This window comes from Alcaligenes sp. EGD-AK7 (assembly GCF_000465875.3).
Classification (GTDB): domain Bacteria; phylum Pseudomonadota; class Gammaproteobacteria; order Burkholderiales; family Burkholderiaceae_B; genus Alcaligenes; species Alcaligenes phenolicus.
Map to the genome: position 1 here is coordinate 1 of NZ_AVOG02000011.1, position 21844 is coordinate 21844.

Genomic DNA, 21844 nt, shown 5'->3' on the forward strand with positions numbered 1-21844 from the left:
AAAAGAGTAGTAATTTTGGGCGAAAGAGGTTAATATCCTCTTTTGCCTAAAAGCCAAACGTAGCAAAGTAGCGCGCTACGGTTTGTCAAGGTATAGGGGTATAGCTCAATTGGCAGAGCGTCGGTCTCCAAAACCGAAGGTTGAGGGTTCGATTCCTTCTGCCCCTGCCACCACAGTCACTCGCCACCACCTCGCGTGGCGTCACTCGTCGGAATATGTCGAATACCAACGTAGAAACCGTTAACCGAGGTTCCGAGCGCATCAAGCTGGGCCTAGCGGTCCTAGTCGTCGCCGCCGGTATTGTTGGCTATTCCGTTCTGGATGGCCAAAATTCACTGGTTCGCGCTGGGGTATTTGTTGCCAGCTTAATCGTCGCCGTATTGATCATCTGGTTTAGCGATACAGGCCGCCGCCTGGTCGCTTTTTCTCGTGATGCCTACACGGAAGTGCGTCGCGTTCACTGGCCATCCCGTAAAGAAGCAACGCAAATGACGGGTATCGTCTTTGTGTTTGTTGCCGTTATGGCCATCTTGTTGTGGCTGATTGACAAAGGGCTCGGCTGGATCATTTATGGCCTGTTGCTGGGCTGGAAATAAAGGGCACACATGAGCAAACGCTGGTATGTGGTTCACGTTTATTCCGGCATGGAAAAAAGCGTGCACAAGGCTCTGGTGGAGCGCATTGAACGCGCTGATCTCCAAGAAGCGTTTGGTCGCATTCTGGTTCCATCGGAAGAAGTCGTTGAAGTAAAGAACGGCAAGAAATCAATTACAGAGCGACGTATTTACCCTGGTTACGTTCTGGTCGAGATGGCCTTGACCGACGAAACCTGGCACTTGGTAAAAAGTACGCCGCGAGTCACCGGCTTTTTGGGCGGTTCCGGTAACCGTCCCGCTCCCATCTCCGAGCGCGAAGTGGAAAAAATCCTGTCGCAAATGGAAGAGGGCGTTGAGAAGCCACGGCACAAAGTGCTGTTCGAGGTTGGCGAACTGGTACGCGTCAAGGACGGTCCGTTTGCAGACTTTAACGGTAACGTCGAAGAAGTTAACTACGAGAAAAACAAGGTTCGTGTCACCGTTACTATTTTCGGTCGCGCCACCCCCGTTGAACTCGATTTCGATCAAGTCGAAAAGACCTGATTAATTACAACCCCCGGGAAGCCTGTCGCATCATGTGCCAGGCGTCATCACCCGCAAGGAGCTAAGCATGGCGAAGAAAATCGTCGGCTTTATCAAGCTGCAAGTCCCAGCTGGTAAGGCAAACCCATCCCCTCCAATCGGTCCAGCGCTGGGTCAGCGCGGTCTGAACATCATGGAATTCTGCAAGGCGTTCAACGCCCAGACACAGGGTCTGGAACCCGGTCTGCCAATTCCTGTGGTGATCACCGCTTTTGCTGACAAGAGCTTCACGTTCATCATGAAGACTCCTCCAGCAACCATCCTGATCAAAAAGGCTGCTGGTATCAAATCCGGTTCTGCACGTCCTAACGTGGATAAAGTCGGTACGCTGACCCGCGCTCAGGCTGAAGAAATCGCCAAGACCAAACAACCCGACCTGACCGCTGCCGATCTGGACGCCGCTGTGCGTACCATCGCTGGTAGCGCTCGCAGCATGGGCATCAACGTTGAAGGGGTGGTGTAAGTCATGGCTAAAGTAAGCAAACGCGCAGCCGCTATTGCTGCCAAGATCGACCGCAACAAGTTCTACCCTGTGGCCGAAGCTCTGGCCCTGGTGAAAGATACTGCCACTGCCAAGTTCGACGAATCCATCGATATCGCTGTTCAGCTGGGCATCGATCCTCGTAAGTCCGACCAACTGGTCCGTGGCTCCGTGGTTCTGCCTGCTGGTACCGGTAAAACCGTGCGTGTTGCCGTTTTCGCCCAAGGCGAAAAAGCCGACGCCGCTCGTGAAGCTGGTGCTGACATCGTTGGTCTGGACGACCTGGCTGAGCAAATCAAAGCCGGTCAAATGGACTTTGACGTTGTGATCGCTTCGCCTGACACCATGCGTGTCGTTGGTACCCTGGGTCAGGTTCTGGGGCCTCGCGGCCTGATGCCAAACCCCAAGGTTGGTACTGTGACTCCTGACGTTGCTACGGCTGTTAAGAACGCCAAGGCTGGTCAAGTTCAATACCGTACCGACAAGGCCGGTATCATTCACAGCACCATTGGCCGCGCTTCGTTCAACGTTGAACAGCTGCAGACCAACCTGGCTGCTTTGGTTGACGCCTTGAACAAGGCTCGTCCAGCCGCTGCCAAGGGTGTTTACCTGCGCAAGGTTGCCGTGTCCTCCACCATGGGTGGCGGTGCACGTGTTGAAATTGCATCTCTGACTGTTTAATCAACAGTTAGAAAAAAAGAACTTTGGGCTGTGATCCTGTTTACAGGGTCACTGCTGTCAAAGACCGTTGGAGCAGTTGGCTGACTTGTCATCTCACTGCTTAATCGGGGCAGAACGTCCCATCCAACGTAGACGGCGCCCGTGGAAGAATTCGTTATAGAACTCGTCCAGGTGCGCCGCATTCGGTTGATGTTGGGAAGCCTTCCCGACATCGTTTGAAGGAGTGTTCAACCGTGAGTCTCAATCGTGAAGAGAAAGCGGTAGTCATCGAAGAAGTCACTGCCGAACTGGCAAAGGCCCAATCGATCATTATCGCCGAGTACCGTGGTCTGGACGTCGCTTCTGCTACCGTATTGCGCAAAAAAGCGCGTGAGTCTGGCGTCTACCTGCGTGTGTTGAAAAACACCCTGGTTCGTCGTTCGTTGGCAGGTACCTCGTTTGACGGTATCTCCAGCCAGCTCGTGGGTCCTCTGATGTACGCCATCAGTGAAGATCCCGTTGCTGCGGCGAAAGTCGTTGCAGATTTTGCCAAGACCAATGACAAATTGGTCATCATGGGTGGTGCGCTGCCCAATAGCGTTCTGAATGCTGATGGTGTTAAGGCTCTGGCCACAATGCCCTCGCGCGAAGAATTGCTGGCGAAACTGCTGGGCACCATGCAAGCACCTATCGCTACTTTTGTGCGTACGCTTAACGAAGTTCCCACCAAGTTTGTTCGCGGCCTGGCGGCTGTGCGCGATCAGAAAGAAGCTGCGTAAGCAGTTTTCCTTCAGGAAACTTCGTCGTTGCGAACGACAACCAAACCTGGCATTTACCTAATATCTGGAGTTCTTAAAAATGGCTACTAAAGCTGAAATCCTTGACGCCATCGGCGCAATGTCCGTGCTCGAACTGTCCGAGCTGATCAAAGAAATGGAAGAAAAATTCGGTGTGTCGGCTGCTGCCGCCGCTGTTGCTGTTGCAGCTCCTGCTGCTGGTGGCGCTGCTGCTGCCGCTGAAGAGCAAACCGAATTCACCGTGTTCCTGGCTGACGTTGGCGCAAACAAAGTTAGCGTCATTAAAGTCGTGCGCGAAATCACCGGTCTGGGCCTGAAAGAAGCCAAAGACCTGGTTGACGGTGCTCCTAAGGCTGTTAAAGAAGGCTTGTCCAAAGCTGATGCTGAAGACGCTCAGAAGAAGCTGGAAGAAGCTGGCGCCAAGATCGAGCTCAAGTAAGAGTATCGATAGATGCCCGGGAATGCGTTTCAAGCCTTCCCGGGCTTTTGCGTTTCCAGAAAACCCATGATTTTTAATTAGTATTGTAGAAAGTCGGGTTTTTTAGAGTCGTAAACCAGGGCCGTGGTTGACGGTCCGTGTAACCCTTGAGTCGGAGTGCTCATGCCTTATTCGTACACCGAAAAAAAGCGCATACGCAAGAGCTTCGCCAAACGTGAAGACGTACAGCAGGTTCCTTACCTGTTGGCTACCCAGCTGCATTCTTTCAGAACCTTCTTGCAGAAGGACACGCTGCCTTCTCAGCGTAAGGTTGAAGGCTTGCAGGAAGCTTTCAGTTCCATATTTCCAATAGTAAGCCATAACCAAATGGCGCGGCTAGAGTTCGTGAGCTATACGCTCGGCGAGCCGGTGTTCGACGTCAAAGAGTGTCAACTTCGTGGTTTGACCTATGCTTCCCCCTTGCGGGCGAAGGTTCGTCTGGTCCTTATGGACCGCGAGGTGAGCAAGCCTACCGTCAAGGAAGTAAAAGAGCAAGAAGTCTACATGGGCGAAATGCCCCTGATGACTGATAACGGCTCTTTTGTGATCAACGGTACCGAACGAGTCATCGTTTCCCAGCTGCACCGTTCCCCCGGCGTGTTCTTTGAACACGACCGCGGTAAAACGCACAGCTCGGGCAAGTTGCTGTTCTCGGCTCGCGTGATTCCTTACCGTGGTTCCTGGCTGGACTTCGAGTTCGATCCCAAGGACATTCTGTTCTTCCGTATCGACCGTCGTCGCAAGATGCCTGTGACTATCTTGCTGAAGGCCATTGGCCTGACGCCAGAACAGATCCTGGCCCACTTCTTCGAGTTCGATCACATCGAACTGCACCAGGAAGGTGGCAAGCTGCAATTCGTTCCAGAACACTGGAAGGGCGAGGTTGCCCGTTTCGACATTACCGACCGTGATGGTCGCGTACTGGTTGAAAAGGACAAGCGTATCAATGCCAAGCATTTGCGCGACCTGCAAGCAGCCAAGATCGAATACATTTCCATCCCGGAAGATTTCCTTCTGGGTCGTGTGCTGGCCAAGAACATCATCAACGCCGAAACCGGCGAGGTGATTGCCAACGCCAACGACGAAATTACCGAATCCATTCTGGCTGAAATGCGCGCAGCCAATGTGCGTGATTTCGAGACCCTGTACGTCAACGAACTGGATCAGGGCGGCTTTATCTCCCTGACCCTGCGCACGGACGAAACAGCGGATTCCAATGCTGCCCGCATCGCGATCTATCGCATGATGCGTCCCGGCGAGCCACCAACCGAAGAAGCGGTTGAGGCTTTGTTCAACCGTCTGTTCTACAGCGAAGAGTCCTACGACTTGTCGCGCGTGGGTCGCATGAAGGTGAACAGCCGTCTGGGCCGCGGTGACAGCATTGAAGGTCCCATGACCCTGACCGACGAAGACATCCTGGACACCATTCAGGTGCTGGTGAATCTGCGTAACGGCCGCGGTCAGATCGATGATATCGATCACCTGGGTAACCGTCGTGTTCGTTGCGTGGGCGAATTGGCCGAAAACCAGTTCCGCGCCGGTCTGGTGCGTGTGGAACGTGCTGTCAAGGAACGTCTGGGCCAGGCCGAGACCGAAAACCTGATGCCGCACGATCTGATCAACTCCAAGCCCATCTCTGCGGCTGTCAAGGAGTTCTTCGGTTCCAGCCAGCTGTCGCAATTTATGGACCAAACCAACCCGCTGTCCGAGATCACGCACAAGCGTCGTGTTTCGGCACTGGGCCCTGGTGGTCTGACTCGTGAACGTGCGGGCTTTGAGGTGCGCGACGTGCATCCAACCCACTACGGTCGCGTGTGCCCGATTGAAACGCCTGAAGGTCCAAACATTGGTCTGATCAACTCCATGGCGCTGTACGCTCGTCTGAACGAGTACGGTTTCCTGGAAACGCCTTACCGCAAGATTGTTGACGGCAAGGTCAGTGAACAGATCGATTACCTGTCGGCTATTGAAGAAAGCAATTACGTCATCGCTCAGGCTAACGCCGAGTTGACCGAAGACGGTGCCTTTGCTGACGATCTGGTTGCCTGCCGTGAAGCTGGCGAAACCATGATGACTGCGCCAGAGAACATCCATTACATGGACGTTGCTCCTTCGCAGATCGTGTCTGTGGCTGCTTCGCTGATTCCGTTCCTGGAGCACGATGACGCCAACCGAGCACTGATGGGCGCCAACATGCAGCGTCAGGCAGTTCCGTGCCTGCGCCCTGAGAAGCCTTTGGTCGGTACCGGTATCGAACGTACTGTTGCTGTTGACTCGGGTACCACCGTACAGGCCCGTCGTGGCGGTGTGGTTGTAGACGTTGACGCACAGCGCGTGGTTATTCGCGTACACGATGACGAGAACGTGGCTGGCGAGGTCGGTGTAGATATCTACAACATGACCAAGTACACCCGTTCCAACCAGAACACCAACATCAACCAGCGTCCTATCGTCAAACGTGGCGATATCGTGGCTCGTGGTGACGTGCTGGCTGACGGCGCATCGACTGACCTGGGCGAATTGGCTCTGGGTCAGAACATGCTGATCGCCTTCATGCCCTGGAACGGCTACAACTTCGAGGACTCGATTCTGATCTCCGAGAAGGTCGTGGCTGACGATCGTTACACGTCGGTTCACATCGAAGAGTTGACGGTTGTTGCCCGTGACACGAAGCTGGGACCTGAGGATATCACCCGCGATATCAGCAACCTGTCCGAAATTCAGCTGAACCGTCTGGACGATTCCGGCATTGTGTACATCGGTGCCGAAGTGCGTGCCGACGACGTGCTGGTCGGTAAAGTGACACCCAAGGGTGAAACTCAGCTGACTCCGGAAGAAAAGCTGCTGCGCGCCATTTTTGGTGAAAAAGCCTCTGACGTTAAAGACACCTCCCTGCGCGTGCCTTCGGGCATGGTCGGTACGGTGATCGACGTTCAAGTCTTTACCCGTGAAGGTATCGAGCGTGACAAGCGTGCTCAGTCCATCATTGATGATGAACTGCGTCGCTACCGTCAGGACCTGAACGACCAGCTGCAAATCGTTGAAGACGACGCCTTTGACCGTGCCTTGAAGTTCCTGGTCGGCAAAACCGTCAACGGTGGTCCACGCAAGCTGCCCAAGGGCACCGAGCTGACCGCTGACTACCTGAACGATCTGGATCGCTGGCAGTGGTTCGACATTCGTCTGGCTGACGAGCAACACGCACTGGTGCTGGAGCACACCAAGGAATCCTTGGAGCAAAAGCGTCACCAGTTCGACTTGGCTTTTGAAGAAAAGCGCAAGAAGCTCACCCAAGGCGACGAGTTGCCTCCTGGCGTGCTGAAGATGGTCAAGGTTTACCTGGCTGTTAAGCGTCGTCTGCAGCCTGGTGACAAGATGGCTGGCCGTCACGGTAACAAGGGTGTGGTTTCCCGCATCGTTCCCGTGGAAGACATGCCGCACATGGCTGACGGTACCCCTGTGGACATCGTTCTGAACCCGCTGGGCGTGCCTTCGCGTATGAACGTGGGTCAGGTTCTGGAAGTTCACCTGGGTTGGGCTGCCAAGGGTATTGGCCACCGCATCAACGACATGATGCAAGAAGAAAAGAACGTGCAGGTTTCCGAACTGCGCGCGTTCCTGGACAAGGTCTACAACACTGCCGGCAAGAAGACTCGCATCAACGAGTTGACTGACGACGAAGTCATGAACATGGCCACCAACTTGCAGAAAGGTCTGCCATTGGCTACGCCAGTGTTCGACGGTGCAACCGAGCAGGAAATCGACCAGATGTTGCGTCTGGCCTACCCTGACGACATCGCCGAAAAACTGCAGCTGGCACCACACCGCACGCAGGTTCGCCTGTTTGACGGTCGTACCGGCGAAGCCTTTGAGCGTATGGTCACCGTAGGCTACATGCACTACCTGAAGCTGCATCACCTGGTCGATGACAAGATGCACGCTCGTTCGACAGGTCCGTACTCCCTGGTTACTCAGCAGCCGCTGGGTGGTAAGGCGCAGTTCGGTGGTCAGCGTTTCGGGGAGATGGAAGTCTGGGCGCTGGAAGCGTATGGCGCCGCCTACACCCTGCAGGAAATGCTCACGGTTAAATCCGACGACATCGCCGGCCGTACCAAGGTCTACGAGAATATTGTCAAGGGTGACCACGTGATCGACGCCGGTATGCCGGAGTCCTTTAACGTTCTGGTCAAGGAAATCCGTTCCTTGTCCCTGGACATGGATTTGGAGCGTAAATAATGAAAGCGCTACTCGATCTCTTTAAACAAGTCACTCAGGACGAGCAGTTCGATGCCATCAAGATCGGCATCGCCTCGCCCGAGAAAATCCGGTCCTGGTCTTTCGGTGAAGTCCGCAAGCCAGAGACCATCAACTATCGCACGTTCAAACCCGAGCGCGATGGTCTGTTCTGCGCCAAGATTTTTGGTCCCATCAAGGACTACGAATGTCTGTGCGGCAAGTACAAGCGCCTGAAGCACCGTGGCGTCATCTGCGAGAAGTGTGGCGTTGAAGTCACCGTCTCCAAGGTGCGTCGCGAGCGTATGGGTCACATTGAACTGGCCTGCCCGGTTGCTCACATCTGGTTCCTGAAGAGCCTGCCATCCCGTCTGGGCATGGTGCTGGACATGACACTGCGTGACATCGAGCGCGTGCTGTACTTTGAAGCATGGTGCGTAATCGAACCTGGCATGACCCCGCTCAAGCGCGGTCAGATCATGTCCGATGACGATTTCCTGGCCAAGACTGAAGAGTACGGTGACGACTTCCACGCCCTGATGGGCGCGGAAGCGGTGCGCGAACTGCTGCGTACGATCGACATCGATCGCGAAGTCGAGCGCCTGCGTGCCGAACTGAAAGCCACCGGCTCGGATGCCAAGATCAAGAAGATCTCCAAGCGTTTGAAAGTGCTGGAAGGCTTCCAGAAATCCGGCATCAAGCCAGACTGGATGATCATGGAAGTGCTGCCCGTGCTGCCACCGGACCTGCGTCCGCTGGTACCACTGGACGGCGGCCGCTTTGCGACTTCCGACCTGAACGATCTGTACCGCCGCGTTATCAACCGTAATAACCGTTTGAAGCGTCTGCTGGAACTGAAGGCACCGGACATCATCTTGCGCAACGAAAAACGTATGCTGCAAGAGTCCGTGGACTCCTTGCTGGATAACGGTCGTCGCGGTAAAGCCATGACCGGCGCCAACAAGCGTCAACTGAAGTCCCTGGCCGACATGATCAAGGGCAAGAGCGGTCGTTTCCGTCAGAACCTGCTGGGCAAGCGCGTGGACTACTCCGGTCGTTCCGTGATTGTGGTGGGTCCTCAGTTGAAGCTGCACCAGTGCGGTCTGCCCAAACTGATGGCGCTGGAGCTGTTCAAGCCCTTCATCTTCAACCGTCTGGAATTGATGGGTCTGGCTACGACCATCAAGGCAGCCAAGAAGTTGGTGGAAAGCCAGGAACCGGTGGTGTGGGACATCCTCGAAGAGGTGATCCGCGAGCATCCCGTGATGCTGAACCGTGCGCCTACGCTGCACCGTTTGGGTATTCAGGCTTTTGAACCGGTCCTGATCGAAGGTAAAGCGATTCAGCTGCACCCTCTGGTGTGTGCCGCCTTTAACGCTGACTTTGACGGTGACCAGATGGCCGTTCACGTGCCGCTGTCGCTGGAAGCCCAGCTGGAAGCGCGCACTTTGATGCTGGCCTCCAACAACGTGCTGTTCCCCGCCAACGGCGAACCATCCATCGTTCCTTCCCAGGATATCGTGTTGGGTCTGTACTATGCGACCCGCGAACTGGTAAACGGCAAGGGCGAAGGCTTGTTCATGGCCGACGTGGCTGAAGTTCAGCGCGCCTACGACAACAAGGAAGTCGAGCTGCAAACTCGTCTGACCGTCCGTATCGAAGAATTCGAGAAGGGCGAAGACGGTGAGTGGGTCAAGACCATCAAGCGTTACGAAACGACTGCTGGCCGTGCCTTGCTGTCAGAAATTCTGCCCAAGGGCATGCCTTTTACCGCACTGAACCGTGCGTTGAAGAAGAAAGAAATTTCGCGTCTGATCAACCAGTCCTTCCGTCGCTGCGGCCTGCGTGCCACCGTGATTTTTGCCGACAAGTTGATGCAGTCCGGTTTCCGTCTGGCAACTCGTGGTGGTATTTCCATCGCCATGAATGACATGGTTGTGCCTGTCGTCAAGGAAAGCATCCTGGCTCAGGCTAGCAACGAAGTTAAAGAAATTGACAAGCAGTACTCCTCGGGTCTGGTGACCGCTCAGGAACGCTACAACAACGTAGTGGACATCTGGGGCAAAGCCGGTGACCGCGTGGGTAAGGCCATGATGGAACAGCTGGCTTCCGAGCCAGTGATCAACCGTTTTGGTGAAGAAGTACGTCAAGAGTCCTTCAACTCCATCTACATGATGGCGGACTCCGGTGCTCGTGGTTCGGCTGCACAGATTCGTCAGCTGGCTGGTATGCGTGGTCTGATGGCCAAGCCTGATGGCTCCATTATTGAAACGCCTATTACCGCGAACTTCCGTGAAGGTCTGAACGTACTGCAGTACTTTATTTCGACTCACGGTGCTCGTAAGGGTCTGGCCGACACGGCCTTGAAGACGGCTAACTCCGGTTACCTGACTCGTCGTCTGGTCGACGTGACTCAAGATCTGGTCATTACCGAAGACGATTGCGGTACCAAGGGCGGCTACACCATGAAAGCCATCCTGGATGGTGGTGAGGTTATCGAGCCCCTGCGCGATCTGATTCTGGGCCGTGTGGCCTCGACCGACATCGTCAACCCTGACAATCAGGAACTGGTTATCCCCGCCGGCACCTTGCTGAACGAGGACCTGGTCGACCTGATCGACAATCTGGGTATTGATGAAGTCAAGATCCGCACTCCGCTGACTTGCGAAACCCGTCACGGCTTGTGCGCAAGCTGCTACGGTCGCGATCTGGGCCGCGGTATGCTGGTTAACCGTGGTGAAGCCATCGGTGTTATCGCTGCTCAGTCCATCGGTGAACCGGGTACCCAGCTGACCATGCGTACGTTCCACATTGGTGGTGCGGCTTCGCGTGCAGCGCTGGCAAGCTCGGTGGAAACCAAGACGGCTGGTACGGTCGGTTTTGAAATTGGTCTGCGTTATGTGACCAACGCCAAGGGCGAACGCGTTGCGATCTCCCGTTCCGGTGAAATCGTCATTTTTGACGACAACCGTCGTGAACGTGAACGCCACAAAGTGCCTTACGGTGCCACCATTACGGTGGGCGATGGTGAAGCCATCAAGGCTGGCCAGCGTCTGGCAAGCTGGGATCCGCTGACCCGTCCTATCGTGTCCGAGTACACCGGTACCGTTCGCTTCGAGAACATCGAAGAAGGCGTGACCGTGGCTCGTCAGGTGGACGAAGTGACCGGTCTGTCGACTCTGGTTGTGATCACTCCCAAGACACGTGGTGGCAAGATCACCATGCGTCCTCAGATCAAGCTGCTGAACGAGCAAGGTCAGGAGATCAAGATCGCTGGTACCGATCACATGGTCAATATCTCCTTCCCGGTGGGCGCGTTGATTACCGTTCGCGACGGTCAGCAAGTGTCCGTGGGTGAGATTCTGGCGCGTATTCCCCAGGAATCGCAAAAGACTCGAGACATTACCGGTGGTCTGCCACGTGTGGCCGAACTGTTCGAAGCTCGTTCGCCCAAGGACGCCGGCCTGCTGGCCGAAGTTACGGGTACGGTTTCCTTCGGTAAGGACACCAAGGGCAAACAGCGTCTGGTCATTACCGACCTGGACGGCGTCAGCCACGAGTTCCTGATTCCGAAGGAAAAACAGGTTCTGGCTCACGACGGTCAAGTGGTGAACAAGGGCGAGATGATTGTGGACGGCCCAGCCGATCCGCACGACATCCTGCGCTTGAAAGGTATCGAGAAGCTGGCCAACTACATTGTTAACGAAGTGCAGGACGTTTACCGTCTGCAGGGTGTGAAGATCAACGACAAGCACATTGAAGTGATTGTTCGTCAGATGCTGCGCCGCGTGAACATTGTGGATGCCGGTGATACCAACTTCATCACGGGTGAACAGGTTGAACGCTCCGAACTGTTGAACGAGAACGATCGCGTTCTGGCCGAAAACGGTATTCCAGCTACGTACGAAAACGTGCTGCTGGGTATTACCAAGGCCTCGCTGTCGACCGACTCCTTCATCTCGGCGGCTTCCTTCCAGGAAACCACCCGCGTGTTGACTGAAGCGGCCATCATGGGCAAAACCGACGATCTGCGTGGTCTGAAAGAAAACGTGATCGTGGGTCGTCTGATTCCTGCTGGTACCGGTATGGCCTTCCATTCCGCCCGCAAGGAAAAAGAAGCCTTTGAAGTGGCAGAGCGCAAAGCAGCCCGTGAACTGGAAAACCCGTTTGCGTCGGCTCCTGAGCCTTCGGAAGACCCGGTCTTTGTGTCCGGTGCCTCCGAGCCCGAGCAGCAACCTGCAGCCCCAGAGGGCGATCAGGAATAAGCAAGACTTAGTGGTTCCCCACCCTGTTTATCCAGGGTGGGCCGCTACCTTCAGGTAGTTGGTTAAAACCAGATAGCTCGAGCTAAAAAAAATCCCCACATGGCCAGGCCACGTGGGGATTTTTTATGGCCGCCTGGCGGCTACAAGCGGATGTGCTTAGCTACCCAGCTTGATTTCGCCAGTCATGATGCTCCAGTGACCTGGGAAGGAGCAGAAGAATGCGTAGTCTTCGCCTTCTTTCAGCTTGGAGACGTCAAAGGTTACGGAGGTGCTTTCACCGCCGCCGATCACGTCAGTGTGAGCGATCACGCGCTCGTCACCGGCTTTAACGTAGTTGTTGTCCAGACCGGCTTTCATGCCATCGGTAGCAACAGCGCTTTCATCGGCTTTCTTCGAGATAACGACGTTGTGGCCCATGGCTGCTTTAGGCAGCTTGCCAGTATGTTTCAGGTTGATTGTGAATTCCTTGCATGTCTTGTCAACAACGATGCTCTTGGTGTTGAACTGCATGGAGTCATTGCCTTCGATGGTAACGTCGCAAGCAGCAAAAGCAGGCACGCTGGCCAATCCAAGAACGGCTGTGAAAGCGATTTTGGCAAACATTCTAGTAACTCCTTGAAAACTGACAAAAAAAGGAACGGGACACGGGGGTGTTGTTCCGGTCTTACAGCATAGACTGTAGCGCACTCAAGGTGCTTAACAAAACAAAGACCCGGACTATTTTACCGGCTTATATCGCCGCGTCCGAGACCGTAAATGATTTGTTTTCCCATCGTTTGATGTGGCTCTAACAGCCTCACTCTATCACCTTCAGGGAGCTTGACGGCGGTGCAGATCAGGTTTCACTTTTCGGGATGTTTAGTTTGTGACCAAGTGTTGAGCCACGTTGAAGAGGGCGGCAGCGGCAATCAGGCACAACAGCAGGCCACAGAGCTGTTCGATACGTGGCAAGTGCTTTTGTATACGCTGCTGCCAGAGCGGGTGCCCGATCAGAACGGTGATGAACAAGTCCCAGAGTAAAACAATTAAAAACATCCACAGACCCAGCAAGATATGCAGGCCCGTACCAGCGCGGCTACTGGCCAGTACGGAAGCCAGGCTGGCGTAAAACAAGGCGTTCTTGGGATTCAGCAGCCCCGAGAGCAGGCCAAGCAGAGCGTGATGCCACCAGCCGCCTGTAGAGGCTTCAGAGGCCTTGATCCTTTGCCCAGTAGTGTGATGGGCTACGTGCAGGAATTTCACGCCCAAATACAGTAAATACAGCCCTCCAGCGCCCTGTAGCAGCACAAAGAGAGGGCTGCCAGTGCTTATCCGGGCAAAGCCCGTTAGTGCCAGGCTGATGTACAGGCCATTGGCCAGGGCGACACCGGCACAGGCTCCGCTTGCGACCCAGCGCCCATAGGCCAGGGTGCTGCGGGCGATCAGGAAAAAATCGGGGCCGGGGGAAAGCAGGGCCAGGAAATGGGTGCTGGCGATCAGCAAGAACAAGGACACGGCGGTACGTCCAGGAGCAAAACTGCAGTGTGACCAGAAGCGTGGGTGCCGTATTGAATAAAAGTGCGCGCGCTTTAGCTGCGGTACTGGCCCGGAGTGACACCGGTGTAGTGCTTGAAGACACGCTGAAAATGACTTTGGTCGGCAAAGCCCAGGCGATAGGCAATATCAGCCAGCTCGTCACCTTGGCGCAGGGCGTTTCGGGCCAAATTGATACGTTGGTTCAATTGCCAGCGCTGTGGAGTCAGGCCGGTATGGCGACGAAAGGCGCGAATCAGCTGGTAGCGGCTAAAGCCGGTTTCCTGGGCCAGTTCGTGCAGGGGGATAGTGGCTAATTGGCCTTCAACCCAGCGATCCAGGGTTTTCTGCAAGATGGGGCTAGGTGGGGGAGCGGGTGCCAAAGGCTGGGATTGGGTTGAGCCGTGGTGCAGCAAAAAGTCGATCAGGGCTGCTTCTTTGCTCAGTAGAGGAGCGGCTGAAAACAAGAGCGAGTTCAAGTCACAGTAGGCTGCATAAAGCAGCGGCTCGTGACTAACGCGGATGGGCTCCTGGACTTGAAGTCTGAACTCTGTACTTTCCTGCCAAAGCTGCTCCAGCCACCCCGCATCCAGATGCAGCATCTGATAGCTCCAGGACTGATCTGGCAAAGGATTGCAGGCATGGCTGCGGTGCGCAGGGACAAAGACCAGAGAGCCTGGTGCAAGCTGGACCGGGCCGTCGGGTGCGCCCGTAAAGACGCTGCCACCGCCATCAACGGCGCCAATCGAGTAGGTGGGGTGGCTGTGTTCCTGATAGCAGATCCGGCTGTTGCAGGCACGTCGGCTTTCTACATAGGGCAGGGCGGCATCGCGCCAGAATTCAGTCTTCATCGGAGATAGCAATCGTGGCCAGGGAGACGATAAAGGTACAGCCTTGCTCACGCGTGCTGTCCAGGACAATATCCCCGCCGTGTTTGTTGATCACGGTTTTCACAAAGGCCAAACCTAGTCCGCTACCCGAAGGTGCACCTTCGGTATTCTCGTGGGCTCGATGATAAGGCTCAAAAATCGTCGCCTGATTTTCTGCCGGAATTCCCCAGCCCTGATCTTTGATGAATACCTGAACGCTGTTGTTGCCCAGCACAAGGTCTATATCAATCTGGTTGCCATCCGGTCCGTACTTGATGGCGTTTTGAATCAGGTTGGTAAAGGCGCGGCGCAGCATGGGCGCATTGCCGTTCACCCAGACCAGCTCCGAGTCGTTCAAGTTCAGGCTGATAGAGCGCTTGCTGGCGCTGGCCCAAGCGTCATCCAGACAGTCTGCCAGCAAATCAAACAGGTTCAGCGGGCTCAGTACCATTTCCATGGCTTCGGCCCGTGCCAGACTGATGAAGTTGTCCACCAGTTCCAGCGTTTGTTCGGCATAGCCTTCCATCTTGTGCAGAAACTGATCTGGCGGCAGCTTGCTGTCATCCTGACGTTGCAAGCTCGTTAGTGCCAGGATGGAGTTCTGGGGCGCCCGCATATCATGCGAAATGAAGCGCAAAGTCTCTTCACGCTTGGTCTGAGCCTGGCGCAATAGATTGATGGATTTATGCAGCTGGGTCAGACGATGAGGCAGGTTACGTGTACTTAAGCCCGATAGGCGCTCGTTCAAAGCAGTTCTGACGTCGGGGTATTCCAGCTGCAGCTTGTTCAGTTCTTCGGTCACCTGATTCAGGGCAGCCTCCTGACTACGCCAGTGCCATAGCGGGTAGGCCAACAGAACAGTGATCAGGCTGGCCAGTGGCGGAATCCACAGATTGAAGCCATGCATGGCGATCCAGTTCACCAGCAGGATCGCAAAGACCAGCCCGATCAGGCTCAGCAAGGTGGCGCGTGGCGACAGATAGATCAGAACCTGACATGCCAGCAGGACTGGCAGGCAACTGGCCAGCGCAATGAACCAAGCTGGTGGGGTGCGTACCCAATGATTGCTGCGTACGGCTTGCAAGGTATTGGCCAGGATCTCAACGCCCGACATGCTACTCATGCCGGCTTTGGACAAAGGGGTAGGAAAGGTATCGCCCAGTCCACTGCCCCAGGCTCCCACCAGCACATACTTGTCCTTGAAGAAAGAGGGCGGAATATCGCCGTTCAGGACATTGAAGTAAGGCACGGTCCGAAAGTGACCGCTGCGGCCCAGAAAGGGAATGTGGGGAATGTCTTTCTGACTGGAGTCCAGAGCTTGCAGGGCCAGATCCACATCTCCGCCTGTCATCAACATGGCAATCGTGAAGTGCGGCAGCACACGGCCCAAGGGGGTCGTCTGCTGCAGGGCGACACGGCGCACTACCCCATCTGAATCAGGTTCGATATTGATGTAGCCCGACGCCTTGGCTGCCTGGCTGAGCACGGGAATGGCGGTATGCACGGCCTGCCGCTGAGTGTCATAGATCATTGGCAGCACAACGCGTCCGTGATGATGTATGGCCTCGGATAGAGTCAGGTCATCATCGGGGTAAGCCGGGTTGGGTTCCTGAAAAACCAGATCGATGCCGACAGCACGAGCCTGTTCGAGACGGCCTAGCAGTTGGGCATGGTTGATGCGTCGCCAAGGCCAAAAGCCTAGGTTGGCGATGCTGTAGTCGTCGATGGCGACAATGACAATATCCGGGGGCGCAGCCTGTGGAAGAGCGGCTGCCATGGTGAAGTCGTAAATCAGGTTGTTCAGCTTGCCCAGCGCGAAGTCGTCACGCAGGGAGCTGAACAATAAGGTCAGCAGCATCAGCAAGCCCGAAACCAGATGCCACTCTTTCCGAATCCGGTCAGAGAGTAGCTTGCTGTTTCTGGGGGCCGGGCTGCTCATGCCGTACGCCGTTTAGCTACTCGAACTGAGACAGCAGGATTGGATCGCCAAAATTGCTGACCACGGCTTGGCCATCCGAGCTGGTCAGGCTGGCTGCGCCTTCAAAGCTTTCGATCGTGTCCGGGCCCATCAGACCATGGCGGTCAATGGCACGAACGGTAACGTAGTACGTGCCAGGGCGCGAGGCACCGAACTGAATATCCGTATCTGTCGTAATGTTACGCGACAGCAGCTTGGCACCTTGCGGGTCGGTAGAGGTCTGGACCAGATAGGCCTGGGCACCGGGCACGACCTGAATCGTGCTGTTCCATTGGCCACCGCGACGCTCGGGCGTGGAGATCTGCGGAGCGGGCAACAATGGCTCCAGCGCCATGATATTGCCATCTGTGCCTACAGCGGCCCCTTGATTCTGCTTCAGGGCGGTGGGGGTGCTGCGTTGCTGGGTTCCCAATTCAGCGCGGCCTTCCAGCACTTCGCTGTGAGCCACGCCTTGTTGAGTACGCACACGCAATTCGGTGCCACGGACACCGGTAATGCTGACAGGGGTGCGGACTTCAAAGCGACCTACGCCGGTTTTTTCCGGGGAAACGCGTGATTCCACGTCGCCATCGTCCAGAGCGATGATCGAGTCGGTCAGGCCGGTGCCTTCAAAGGCACGCATGCGGGCCACGCTCAAGGATGCCTGTGCGGGTACGCTCAGTTGGCTGCCGTCTTGCAACTCCAGCGTCAGGTAGCCATTGCTGCCCGTTCGGATCAGGTCGCCTTCTTGCAAATGAGTCGTTCCTGCACCCAGTGCTTGACCGTTCACAAGAATTTGGCCGGTCTGGTGAGTGATACGGGCGGGGGCGGGCACTTCCGGAATCATGCGAAATGGAATGTGCAGTTCTTTGCCGATAGGTAGACGGTAGGGATCGGCCACCGCGTTCAGTCGCTGAATTTCGGACCAGTTGCGGTCCTGGCGGGTATAGGTCTGGGAGATGCCCAGCAAGGTGTCACCGGCCAGCACTTTATAGACAAAATTTTCGCCGCGGGCGCCAGAAGGTTGGGCTGACACGACGCCACCCCAAATCAGGCCGCAAACGAGAGGCGCGGCGATACGCAAAGTAATCATAGAAATCAGCTAGGGTCGGTCAAAAGTTCAAGGCGATAGCCCAGGGCGTAAGACGCCGTCAGGCGTACCCCGTTCTCGGGTCGCAACTGGAGTTTACGGCGTATGTTGGACAGATGAGTGTCCAGCGTACGGGAGGTGGCCGGAATTTCCCGGTTCCAGACCGCGGAGCTTAAAACATCACGCGAGAACAGGCGGCCGGGGTTGCGAAACAGTAAAAGGGCCAACTCAAATTCTTTGGGCGCCAGGGTAACGGTTTCACCGTTCAGCACAATATGGCCTTGTTCAGGAAAGATGTCGTAGCCTGCAAACGAAAAGCGGCTGTCCTGAGTGGCCGAGGTGCTCAGATCCAGACGGCGCACAGCGGCATTGACGCGCGCAACCAGCTCTCCCTTGCGTACGGGCTTATTAATATAGTCGTCGGCTCCGGCCTGCAAACCCGTGACCAGATCCTCTTCCTGGGTACGGCTGGTCAGGAATATGACGGGCAGGGCATGGCCCAGTGTGGTGCGAACCCAACGCAACACATCCAGGCCGCTGACGTCCGGCAGTTCCCAGTCCAGTAGCAATAAACCGAAATTATGTGGCTTGGCCAGAGCGGCCAGCAGGTCCTTTCCTTGATGAAAGGAGCGACATTCATAGCCAGCCTCGGTCAGGATCCGGGCAATCAGTTCAGCCTGGACGAGGTCGTCTTCCAGGGAAGCGATGATCATGGGTATTGTCCTTGTCGCAGAAGTGCAATAGCCCTGCAGTATAACGATATGTAGATAGCGAGTGACCAAGTGCTTCCATGCGTGTGCCGTGACAACGGGAAACTGCCGGATTGGTGTCCAAATCGTTGACCTATAAGGGTTTACTGTGGTAAATTTTAGAGCTTACTTTAAGGATCCTTTGCCGGTACACCTTGCAGTAATTTGATGGCAGCCCTGAATTTAGGGGCTGCGGGCACTTTTTTAGTGCTTGAAATCAAGCCCAAGCCATGTGCAAGACCGCTCTTTTTCGTGTTTTATGGGGAGTGGTATTGCGCAATGCCGCTTCCGGTCCAGGGTTTCAACACCCGCCAACTGGACGGCGTTTTTCAAAACATATACGTCAACCAGTACGTAAAGTACGTTATAGGATACGTAAAGGTCATGCCAACCATTAGCCAGCTCGTGCGTAAACCGCGCGAAGTCAGCCGCGTTAGCAGCAAGAGCCCTGCGCTCGAGAACTGCCCACAACGCCGCGGTGTTTGCACCCGTGTATACACCACGACCCCCAAGAAGCCTAACTCCGCTCTGCGTAAAGTCGCCAAAGTGCGTCTGACCAACGGCTTCGAAGTCATTTCTTACATCGGTGGTGAAGGCCACAACCTGCAAGAGCACTCGGTCGTTCTCGTCCGTGGTGGTCGTGTTAAAGACTTGCCAGGTGTGCGTTACCACATTGTTCGCGGTGCTCTTGACCTGCAAGGCGTCAAGGATCGTAAACAAGCCCGCTCCAAGTACGGCGCCAAGCGTCCCAAGTAATCCATGTATCCATTGATCAGTTCCCTGGTCTGGATCCGTGCAACCGTGGCCTGAGTGCCATGGTAGGTAAGTGGTCATTTGTCATGAATGACCGAGACCGCGAAAAGCGGTTCAACTGAATAGTCACAAGGAAATAAAAATGCCTCGCCGTCGCGAAGTACCCAAACGTGAAATCCTACCTGACCCGAAATTTGGCAGCGTTGAGCTGGCCAAGTTCATGAACGTGGTCATGCTGTCCGGCAAGAAAGCTGTTGCCGAACGTATTGTTTATGGCGCGCTGGAACAAATTGCGCAGAAAACCGGCAAAGATCCGCTCGAAGTGTTTAATGCTGCCATCAATAATGTAAAACCTGTTGTTGAAGTGAAGAGCCGCCGTGTTGGTGGCGCTAACTACCAGGTACCTGTCGAAGTGCGTCCCGTGCGTCGTTTGGCTCTGGCCATGCGCTGGGTGCGTGAAGCCGCTAAAAAGCGCGGTGAAAAATCGATGGACTTGCGCCTGGCCGGCGAATTGTCCGATGCGGCTGAAGGCCGTGGCGGTGCAATGAAAAAGCGTGAAGACACGCACAAGATGGCCGATGCTAACAAAGCATTCAGCCATTTCCGTTGGTAATCTGAGGACATATAACCATGGCCCGCAAAACCCCTATTCAGCGCTATCGCAACATCGGTATCTCGGCTCACATCGACGCCGGGAAAACGACCACTACCGAGCGCATCCTGTTCTACACCGGTGTGAACCACAAACTGGGCGAAACCCACGAAGGTTCGGCCACCATGGACTGGATGGAGCAAGAGCAAGAGCGCGGGATCACCATTACCTCGGCTGCTACCACTGCTTTCTGGCGTGGTATGGCGGGCAATTACCCAGAACACCGTATCAACATCATTGATACCCCCGGCCACGTTGACTTCACTATTGAAGTTGAGCGTTCCATGCGCGTGCTGGACGGCGCTTGCATGGTGTACTGCGCGGTGGGTGGTGTTCAGCCTCAGTCGGAAACCGTATGGCGTCAAGCCAACAAATACGGTGTGCCTCGTCTGGCTTTCATCAACAAGATGGACCGTACTGGCGCTAACTTCTTCAAGGTTTACGACCAGCTCAAGCTGCGTCTGAAAGCCCACCCCGTGCCTGTCGTTATCCCGATCGGCGCTGAAGAAGATTTCCAAGGCGTGGTTGACCTGATCAAGATGAAAGCAATCATCTGGGATCAAGCCAGCAACGGCGTGAAGTTTGAATACACCGACATTCCTGCCGAGCTGCAAGCTTCGGCTGAAGAATGGCGTGAAAAAATGGTCGAGTCGGCTGCTGAAGCCAGCGAAGACCTGATGAACAAGTACCTGGAAAACGGTGACCTCTCCGAAGAGGACATCAACCTGGGTCTGCGTACACGTACCATTGCCTGCGAAATTCAGCCAATGCTGTGCGGTACCGCGTTCAAGAACAAGGGTGTACAGCGCATGCTGGACGCCGTGATCGATTACCTGCCATCGCCAGTGGATATTCCACCTGTCGAAGGTACGGACGATGACGGTGAAGTCATTCATCGTAAAGCCAGCGACGAAGAGCCAATGTCCGCTCTGGCGTTCAAGCTGATGACTGACCCCTTTGTTGGTCAATTGACTTTCGTACGCGTTTACTCGGGCGTTCTGCGTTCGGGCGACACGGTCTACAACCCTATCAAGGGCAAGAAAGAGCGTATCGGCCGTATCTTGCAGATGCACGCAAACAACCGTGCCGAGCTGAAAGAACTGGTTGCTGGTGACATCGCTTCCGTGGTGGGTCTGAAAGACGTGACCACAGGTGAAACCCTGTGTGACGCCGGTCAGCACATCATTCTGGAACGCATGGAGTTCCCAGAGCCCGTGATTTCGCAGGCTGTGGAACCAAAAACCAAGTCCGACCAGGAAAAAATGGGCGTGGCCTTGTCCCGTCTGGCTCAGGAAGATCCTTCTTTCCGCGTCAGCAGCGACGAAGAATCCGGCCAGACCATTATTTCCGGTATGGGCGAGCTGCACCTGGAAGTTCTGGTAGACCGCATGCGCCGTGAATTCGGCGTGGAAGCCAACGTGGGTAAACCACAAGTGGCTTACCGCGAAACCATCCGCAAGACTTGCGACGAAATCGAAGGTAAATTCGTCAAACAGTCCGGTGGTCGTGGTCAGTACGGTCACGTTGTCCTCAAGCTGGAGCCCCTGGAAGCAGGCGGTGGCTTTGAGTTCGTTGACGCCATCAAGGGCGGTGTGGTTCCTCGCGAATTCATTCCTGCCGTTGAAAAAGGTATTCGCGAAACCCTGTCCGCAGGTGTGGTCGCTGGCTACCCAGTGGTTGACGTCAAGGCTACGCTGTTCTTCGGTTCGTACCACGATGTGGACTCGAACGAAAACGCCTTCCGTATGGCCGCTTCGATGGCCTTCAAGGATGGTATGCGCAAGGCTGCCCCAGTTCTGCTGGAGCCGACCATGGCTGTAGAAGTTGAAACCCCTGAGGAATACGCCGGTACAGTGATGGGTGACTTGTCCTCCCGTCGCGGTATGGTTCAGGGTATGGACGATATGGTTGGTGGTGGCAAGGTCATCAAGGCCGAGGTTCCTCTGGCCGAGATGTTCGGTTACTCGACCAGCCTGCGTTCGCAAACACAAGGTCGCGCTACGTACACGATGGAATTCAAGCAATATGCTGAAGCTCCAAAGAACGTGGCTGACGAAGTGATCAGCGCTCGCGGTAAGTAATAGCAATATCAGCCCGCCCTATGGCGGGCTGCTCAACAATTTTTTTGTTTTCCTGTAAAACATAATTGGGATAAATCATGGCAAAAGGT

Annotated in this window: 17 protein-coding genes and 1 tRNA gene; 12 read left to right on the forward strand and 6 right to left on the reverse strand. The window is 55.3% G+C overall.

From position 1 onward, the window contains the following. The first annotated feature begins 94 nt into the window (after positions 1-94). From N879_RS08535 to rpoC, 9 genes are all read left to right on the forward strand, one after another. Positions 95-170, forward strand: a tRNA-Trp gene (locus tag N879_RS08535). A 45-nt stretch (positions 171-215) separates the two neighbouring features. Further along, the gene (secE, locus tag N879_RS08540) at positions 216-596 is read left to right on the forward strand and encodes a preprotein translocase subunit SecE (RefSeq protein WP_009464327.1); all 381 of its coding nucleotides are present in this window, start codon (positions 216-218) and stop codon (positions 594-596) included. Positions 597-605: 9 nt separating this feature from the next. Continuing rightward, positions 606-1139 (forward strand): transcription termination/antitermination protein NusG, encoded by a 534-nt coding sequence (nusG, locus tag N879_RS08545; RefSeq protein ID WP_009464325.1) that lies wholly within the window; start codon positions 606-608, stop codon positions 1137-1139. Positions 1140-1206: 67 nt separating this feature from the next. Beyond that, positions 1207-1641: a 50S ribosomal protein L11 gene (gene rplK / locus N879_RS08550; protein ID WP_009464323.1), complete on the forward strand. Its 435-nt coding sequence runs from the start codon at positions 1207-1209 to the stop codon at positions 1639-1641. Positions 1642-1644: 3 nt separating this feature from the next. Continuing rightward, on the forward strand, positions 1645-2340 hold the full coding sequence (rplA, locus tag N879_RS08555) for a 50S ribosomal protein L1 (RefSeq protein WP_009464321.1): 696 nt from the start codon (positions 1645-1647) through the stop codon (positions 2338-2340). Between the two features lie 233 nt (positions 2341-2573). After that, entirely contained in the window at positions 2574-3098 is a 525-nt protein-coding gene (gene rplJ / locus N879_RS08560; protein WP_009464320.1) for a 50S ribosomal protein L10, read from the forward strand. Positions 3099-3177: 79 nt separating this feature from the next. Beyond that, on the forward strand, positions 3178-3555 hold the full coding sequence (rplL, locus tag N879_RS08565; protein ID WP_003800851.1) for a 50S ribosomal protein L7/L12: 378 nt from the start codon (positions 3178-3180) through the stop codon (positions 3553-3555). Positions 3556-3717: 162 nt separating this feature from the next. Then, entirely contained in the window at positions 3718-7830 is a 4113-nt protein-coding gene (gene rpoB, locus N879_RS08570) for a DNA-directed RNA polymerase subunit beta (protein WP_022983337.1), read from the forward strand. Then, positions 7830-12092: a DNA-directed RNA polymerase subunit beta' gene (gene rpoC, locus N879_RS08575; protein ID WP_022983338.1), complete on the forward strand. Its 4263-nt coding sequence runs from the start codon at positions 7830-7832 to the stop codon at positions 12090-12092. Before rpoB ends, rpoC begins: the two co-directional genes overlap by 1 nt. Before the next feature lie 156 nt (positions 12093-12248). Here rpoC and azu read toward each other — a convergent pair whose 3' ends face one another. From azu to N879_RS08605, 6 genes are all read right to left on the reverse strand, one after another. After that, positions 12249-12695 carry an azurin gene (gene azu, locus N879_RS08580; RefSeq protein ID WP_009464188.1) on the reverse strand — a complete coding sequence of 149 codons (447 nt, stop codon included), beginning with the start codon at positions 12693-12695 and terminating at the stop codon, positions 12249-12251. A 255-nt stretch (positions 12696-12950) separates the two neighbouring features. Further along, positions 12951-13586, reverse strand: a complete 636-nt coding sequence (locus N879_RS08585; RefSeq protein ID WP_009464190.1) for a LysE family translocator — start codon at positions 13584-13586, stop codon at positions 12951-12953. 74 nt (positions 13587-13660) lie between these two features. Then, positions 13661-14455 carry an AraC family transcriptional regulator gene (locus N879_RS08590; RefSeq protein WP_009464193.1) on the reverse strand — a complete coding sequence of 265 codons (795 nt, stop codon included), beginning with the start codon at positions 14453-14455 and terminating at the stop codon, positions 13661-13663. Beyond that, positions 14445-16412: a CHASE2 domain-containing protein gene (locus tag N879_RS08595; RefSeq protein WP_082453632.1), complete on the reverse strand. Its 1968-nt coding sequence runs from the start codon at positions 16410-16412 to the stop codon at positions 14445-14447. The genes N879_RS08590 and N879_RS08595 overlap by 11 nt, the downstream gene beginning before the upstream one ends. Positions 16413-16428: 16 nt before the next feature. Beyond that, positions 16429-17523 carry a FecR family protein gene (locus N879_RS08600; RefSeq protein WP_009464197.1) on the reverse strand — a complete coding sequence of 365 codons (1095 nt, stop codon included), beginning with the start codon at positions 17521-17523 and terminating at the stop codon, positions 16429-16431. Positions 17524-17528: 5 nt separating this feature from the next. Continuing rightward, positions 17529-18233, reverse strand: a complete 705-nt coding sequence (locus tag N879_RS08605; protein ID WP_009464199.1) for a response regulator transcription factor — start codon at positions 18231-18233, stop codon at positions 17529-17531. 420 nt (positions 18234-18653) lie between these two features. Here N879_RS08605 and rpsL point away from each other — a divergent pair, with 420 nt between their 5' ends. The 3 genes from rpsL (at position 18654) to fusA (ending at position 21755) form a co-directional block, all read left to right on the forward strand. Next, complete coding sequence (gene rpsL, locus N879_RS08610; RefSeq protein ID WP_003800872.1) at positions 18654-19025, forward strand: 30S ribosomal protein S12; 372 nt, start codon at positions 18654-18656, stop codon at positions 19023-19025. A gap of 139 nt (positions 19026-19164) precedes the next feature. Further along, positions 19165-19635 carry a 30S ribosomal protein S7 gene (gene rpsG, locus N879_RS08615; RefSeq protein ID WP_003800875.1) on the forward strand — a complete coding sequence of 157 codons (471 nt, stop codon included), beginning with the start codon at positions 19165-19167 and terminating at the stop codon, positions 19633-19635. A 17-nt stretch (positions 19636-19652) separates the two neighbouring features. Continuing rightward, a complete protein-coding gene (gene fusA, locus N879_RS08620; RefSeq protein WP_009464203.1) occupies positions 19653-21755 on the forward strand; it encodes an elongation factor G in 2103 nt (700 codons plus the stop codon). Positions 21756-21844 lie beyond the last annotated feature (89 nt).

Excerpts from the sequence above, each read along its gene's own strand:
- secE (WP_009464327.1), top strand. The coding sequence starts at position 216 with ATGTCGAATACCAACGTAGAAACCGTTAACCGAGGTTCCGAGCGCATC.
- nusG (WP_009464325.1), top strand. The coding sequence starts at position 606 with ATGAGCAAACGCTGGTATGTGGTTCACGTTTATTCCGGCATGGAAAAA.
- rplK (WP_009464323.1), top strand. The coding sequence starts at position 1,207 with ATGGCGAAGAAAATCGTCGGCTTTATCAAGCTGCAAGTCCCAGCTGGT.
- rplA (WP_009464321.1), top strand. The coding sequence starts at position 1,645 with ATGGCTAAAGTAAGCAAACGCGCAGCCGCTATTGCTGCCAAGATCGAC.
- rplL (WP_003800851.1), top strand. The coding sequence starts at position 3,178 with ATGGCTACTAAAGCTGAAATCCTTGACGCCATCGGCGCAATGTCCGTG.
- rpoB (WP_022983337.1), top strand. The coding sequence starts at position 3,718 with ATGCCTTATTCGTACACCGAAAAAAAGCGCATACGCAAGAGCTTCGCC.
- rpoC (WP_022983338.1), top strand. The coding sequence starts at position 7,830 with ATGAAAGCGCTACTCGATCTCTTTAAACAAGTCACTCAGGACGAGCAG.
- azu (WP_009464188.1), bottom strand. The coding sequence starts at position 12,695 with ATGTTTGCCAAAATCGCTTTCACAGCCGTTCTTGGATTGGCCAGCGTG.
- N879_RS08590 (WP_009464193.1), bottom strand. The coding sequence starts at position 14,455 with ATGAAGACTGAATTCTGGCGCGATGCCGCCCTGCCCTATGTAGAAAGC.
- N879_RS08595 (WP_082453632.1), bottom strand. The coding sequence starts at position 16,412 with ATGAGCAGCCCGGCCCCCAGAAACAGCAAGCTACTCTCTGACCGGATT.
- N879_RS08600 (WP_009464197.1), bottom strand. The coding sequence starts at position 17,523 with ATGATTACTTTGCGTATCGCCGCGCCTCTCGTTTGCGGCCTGATTTGG.
- N879_RS08605 (WP_009464199.1), bottom strand. The coding sequence starts at position 18,233 with ATGATCATCGCTTCCCTGGAAGACGACCTCGTCCAGGCTGAACTGATT.
- rpsL (WP_003800872.1), top strand. The coding sequence starts at position 18,654 with ATGCCAACCATTAGCCAGCTCGTGCGTAAACCGCGCGAAGTCAGCCGC.
- rpsG (WP_003800875.1), top strand. The coding sequence starts at position 19,165 with ATGCCTCGCCGTCGCGAAGTACCCAAACGTGAAATCCTACCTGACCCG.
- fusA (WP_009464203.1), top strand. The coding sequence starts at position 19,653 with ATGGCCCGCAAAACCCCTATTCAGCGCTATCGCAACATCGGTATCTCG.